Below are 4,890 nucleotides of genomic sequence, written 5' to 3'. Positions count from 1 at the left end.
CAGGTCGACGGTGGAGTCGGAGGCGCTGGAGAGCGCGTCGAAGGTGGTGGGCTCGGCCCGGCGACCGGCGTCGAAGCGGCGCACCAGCCGGGCGCCCAGCGCGACGCCGACGGCGCCGATGCCCAGGGCCACCAGCTCGGTGAGCAGCAGCACGACAGAGGCGCCCCGCTGCGGCGCGTCCGCGCGGACTAGGCAGGAGATCAGGAACAGCGCGGCCATCGCCACGTTCACCAGGTTGAAGGTGACCGCCGTGCGCCGGGTCCGGTCGACCGGCACGTCCCACAGGTCGATCATGCCGGCCACGGCGGTCAGCGCGGCGGCGACCAGGGCGGCCACGGACGTCCAGTAGCCCACCTCACCGAGGAAGGCCGGCCCGCCGAGCACGTCGGTCAGGTCGAACACGGTCGCGCTCACGAAGAGCCCGAACGGGAACGTCACCAGCATCGGTTGGATCGGGTGCCCCTGCACCCGCAGCCGGCTCTGCATGGTTCCTCCCCAGGTAGGCACACGTCACCAGTCCAGGGTGCTACCCGGGCGCCCGTACGCCGAAACGACACGCGGCCCGCCGGCCACCAGCGTCACGCAGGTCCCGATGGTCACGCCGGCCACGGAGGGCCCGCGGCGTCACCGCAGCACCGGCCGGCTGGCGGGTTCAGTTGTCCCGGGGGCGCGACACGGTGGCGACCAGCCGGTCGGCCACCTCCCGCAGCGGGATGTCCAGCGACGACGCCGCGCTGCGCAGCACGTCGAGCGCCTCGCCGGCCGCGCAGCCGCGCTGGGTCATGATCACGCCGATCGCCTGGCCGATCACCCCGTCGCCCAGCACCGAGGGCTCCAGTTCCCCGGCCTCGGCCGCCTTGCGCGCCCGGTCGCGGACCGCCGCGAGGAGCAGCCCGGCGTGCTCGGCGAGCAGCATCGCGGTGAGCTGGTGCCCCGGGGTGAGCAGGTCGTCGGGGCCGGCGTACAGGTTGATCGCCCCGATCACCTGTTCGTCGACGTCGACCGGCGCGGAGATCACCCCGTGCACGCCCAGCTCCCGGGCCCGCGGCGTCCAGGACGGCCAGCGCACCTCGCGGTCCAGCCGGTCGGAGAGGATCATCTCCCGCCGCCGGATCGCGTCCATCGCGGGCGAGTCGGGGCCGTGCCGCAGGTCGTCCAGCCCCGCCAGGCGCGCGTCGGAGGCCGCCACCCCGGCCGGTTCGCCGGCGCGCAGCGCGGTGAAGCCGCACCAGCTCACGCCGGCCACCGCCTCGCGGGCGGTACGCACCAGCGCGTCCAGCGCCTCGTCGAAGTCCTCGACCGCTATCAGCGCGGCCGTCAGCTCGCGCAGCAGGGCGGCGGTCTCCAGGACACCGAGCCGCTCCACCGCCGGGTCCCACATCTCCAGGTTCACCGCTCCACAGCCCCCACCGTCCCGGGGCGTGCTTCCGCACGGCCGACCGGCGCCGTCACGTGTTCCATCGTCTGGTCTCTCCCGACTCCTCGGACCCGGCCTACTACCCTCGCAAACCGGGATCGAAACGGCGCAAAAGGGGCCCCTTCCGGTGCCCGAAGGCGCTGGAAGGGGCCCGGAGCGTCAGCGCGACGCGGAGCTGAGCCGCCGCCCCACCGAGGCGATCAACCGGTCCAGCTCCGAGCCGAACGGGTTGTCGTGCACGAGGTACGTCCAGGTCGCGCTCGGCCGCACCAGCTTCGCCTCGTCCGGCTCCCAGTCGTCGGTGAACTCGGTCTCCTCGAAGGTCTCGATCGTCCGCCGCTCGATCTCCGGGATCAGGTTGTTGAACGCCGGCACGGCCGCCCGGTGGAACTCGTCCAGCGGGTCGAGCCGACCCAGGGCGCGCAGGTGCACACCCTCGCGCACCTCGGAGAGCTCCGCGAGGTGGTCCGTCCAGAGCCGGTCGAGGTGGTAGAGGGCGATCGAGCGGGCGACCCGGGCGAGCAGGTCCTCGTCCATCTCGCCGGCCTTCTCCGGCACCCGGTCCAGCAGCATCAGCGCCGCGACGTCGCTGGTCAGTAGCCGTTCCCGGCGCTCCGCGAGGGCCTTGCGCTGCTGCTCGATGACGACGCTGTAGCGCCAGGTGTTGCGGTGGATCTCGTGGTTGACGCCCTCGGCGACCCGCTGGGCGTGCTCGACGGCGTACTCGACCTGGTCGTCGGTGACCAGGCCGTCGGCGTTCATCCGGGGCGAGGCGGGAACGGCGTCGCCGGCGTGCCGGGCGACCAGGTCGTCCTCCAGGCTGACGAAGAAGACCGATCCGCCCGGGTCGCCCTGCCGCCCGGCCCGGCCGCGCAGCTGGTCGTCGACGCGCCGGCTGTCGTGCCGGCCGCTGCCGATGACGTAGAGGCCGCCCAGCTCGGCGACCCGGTCCCGGTCGGTCTGGTCACTGCCGCCGAGGCGGATGTCGACGCCCCGGCCGGCCATCTGGGTGGAGACGGTCACCGCGCCGTACGCGCCGGCCTCGGCGATGATCGTCGCCTCCTCGTCGTCGTTCTTCGCGTTGAGCACCACGCAGGGCACCCCGATGGCGTTCAGGCCGGCCGCCAGCCCCTCGGACTCCTTCACGTCCAGGGTGCCGACCAGCACCGGCCGCCCGCGCTCGTGGTGGCGCTTGATCTCGTCGACCAGCGCCTCCTCCTTCTCGGCCCGGGTGGCGTAGATGCGGTCCGTCTCGTCCTCGCGCACGCACGGGGTGTTCGGCGGGATCACCGCCACCTCGAGGCCGAAGAACTCGCGGAGCTGGTCGCCGACCAGCACCGCGGTCGCCGTCATGCCGCACACCTTGGGGTAGAGCGCGATGTACGCCTGCACGGCGATCGTGCCGAGCACCTCGCCCTCGGCGGTGGCGTCGAGGCCCTCCTTGGCCTCCACGGCCGCCTGGAGCCCGTCCGGCCACCGGCGGCGCTGGGCGACCCGGCCCCGCATCTCGTCGATCAGCTCGACGGAGCCGTCGCGGACGATGTAGTCGACGTCGCGGTGCAGCAGGGCGTGCGCGTGCAGCGCCACGTTCACGGCGGACAGCTGCGCGACGTGCTCCTCGTCGTACAGGTCGATGCCGAGCTTGGCCTCGACGGCGGCCAGGCCGGCGGCGGTGAAGGCGACACTGCGGCCGTCCTCGGCCACCGTGTAGTGCTTGCCCTTGCGCAGGCCCCGCACCTGCGCGGCGGCGGCGTGCACCGGGTCCTGCTCGCCGGCGACCGAGCCGGCGAGGACCATCGGCACCCGGGCCTCGTCGATGAGGATCGAGTCGGCCTCGTCGACGATCGCCGTGCGCAGCGGCGGCTGCACCCGGTCCTCCACGTCCGTGACGAGCTGGTCGCGCAGGTAGTCGAAGCCGGCCTCGCTGACCGAGACGTAGGTGACGTCGCAGGCGTACGCGTCGCGCCGCTCCTGCGGGGTGGACGCCTCGTTGACCCAGCCGACGCTCAGGCCGAGCAGCTTGTAGACCGGCTCCATCCAGAGGGCGTCGCGCCGGGCCAGGTAGTCGTTGACGGTGAGCACGTGCACCGGGCCGTTGCCCAGCCGGACGTGCCCGTAGGCGGCGATGGTCGCGGTGAGCGTCTTGCCCTCACCGGTGGCCATCTCGGCGACCTTGCCCGAGAGCAGCGCCATCGCGCCCAGCAGCTGCACGTCGTACGGCCGCTGGTCGAGGCCGCGGCGGGCGGCCTCGCGGCCGATCGCGCAGATCTCCTCGTAGCCCGTGGCCTTGCCGGCGGCCTCGGTCAGCTCGGCGTCGTCGAGCGCCGACAGCTCGTCCTCGCGCGCCTCGACGGCCGGCAGCAGCTTCTCCAGCGGCCCCAGGTCGACCGTCGTCCCCGGGCGCTGGAGGAACCGGCGGAACCTGGTCTTCAAGCGTTGCGACACACCCATGAGCGGCAACGGTACGCGACCGGAGCCCGCGTTGGCGGCCCGCCCGGCGCGCCGCCGCGCGGGTGTCGTCGCCGGGCGGGTCGCGGTCGTGGACCGCTCAGCTCACCAGGAGCTGGTGCGTGGCCAGCTCACGGTAGAGCGGGCTGGTCCCGGTCAGCTCGTCGTGGGTGCCGGTGGCCGCCACCCGGCCGCCGTCGAGCACCACGATCTGGTCGGCGTCGACGACGGTGGAGAGGCGGTGCGCCACGATCAGCAGGGTGCGCCGGGCGGCGACCGCGTCGATGGCCCGGCGCAGCGCGGCCTCGTTGCGGGCGTCGAGGTTGCTGGTCGGCTCGTCGAGCAGCAGCACCGGCGGTCCGGCCAGCAGGGCGCGGGCGATCGCCAGCCGCTGCCGCTCGCCGCCGGAGAGCAGCACCCCGCCCTCGCCCACCTGCACGTCCAACCCCTCGGGAGCGCGCTCGGCGAGGTGGCCGAGGTTGACCTCGTCGAGCACCGCGCGCAGCCGGGCCTCGGTGGCCTCCGGCGCGCTGATCAGGAGGTTCTCCCGCAGCGTGCCGGCCAGCACGGGCGCGGACTGCTCGACGTAGCCGATCCGGGCGCGCAGCGCGTCGCGGGGCAGGTCCCGCACGTCGACCCCGTCGATGCGCAGCGCGCCCTCGGTGACCTCGTAGAAGCGCTCGACCAGCGCCAGCAGCGTCGACTTCCCGGCGCCCGACGGGCCGACCAGGGCGGTGCGGGTGCCGGCCGGCACGGTGAAGCTCACCTCGTGCAGCACCGGCGGGCCGCCGGGGTAGCCGAAGCCCACCCGGTCGAACTCTACGGACGCCGGGGCCCCGCCGGGCAGCGCCCGGGCCGGGACGGACGCGGGCCGGTCCGCGGCCCCCTCGACCGGCACGGCGAGCATCTCCTCGATGCGCTGGAGCGCACCCAGCCCGGTCTGCAACTGGGTGTAGGCGTGCACCGCCTGCCCGAGCGGAAGGACCAGGAAGAACAGGAACATGATGAAGGCGACCAGGTCGCCG

4 protein-coding genes are annotated in these 4,890 nt (G+C 74.0%); all 4 read right to left on the bottom strand.

The features are described from left to right. Nucleotides 1-486, bottom strand: a 486-nt coding sequence (locus F6X68_RS30650) for a DUF2231 domain-containing protein (protein ID WP_151457512.1), incomplete at its 3' end; no start/stop codon positions are given. 166 nt (nucleotides 487-652) lie between these two features. Further along, nucleotides 653-1,393, bottom strand: coding sequence for a GAF and ANTAR domain-containing protein (locus tag F6X68_RS30645; protein WP_151457511.1), 741 nt, complete (start codon nucleotides 1,391-1,393; stop codon nucleotides 653-655). Between the two features lie 183 nt (nucleotides 1,394-1,576). Continuing rightward, nucleotides 1,577-3,868, bottom strand: coding sequence for an accessory Sec system translocase SecA2 (secA2, locus tag F6X68_RS30640; protein ID WP_151457510.1), 2,292 nt, complete (start codon nucleotides 3,866-3,868; stop codon nucleotides 1,577-1,579). 97 nt (nucleotides 3,869-3,965) lie between these two features. After that, on the bottom strand, nucleotides 3,966-4,890 hold a 925-nt coding region (locus F6X68_RS30635; RefSeq protein ID WP_151457509.1), incomplete at its 5' end, for an ABC transporter ATP-binding protein.

It is taken from the genome of Micromonospora sp. AMSO12t (assembly GCF_008806585.1).
Lineage (GTDB): Bacteria > Actinomycetota > Actinomycetes > Mycobacteriales > Micromonosporaceae > Micromonospora > Micromonospora reichwaldensis.
Note: the sequence above shows the minus strand (reverse complement) of the source record. Positions and strands in the feature narration are given on the sequence as shown.

Coding starts and splice junctions, on each gene's coding strand:
- secA2 (WP_151457510.1), bottom strand. CDS start 3,868: ATGGGTGTGTCGCAACGCTTGAAGACCAGGTTCCGCCGGTTCCTCCAG.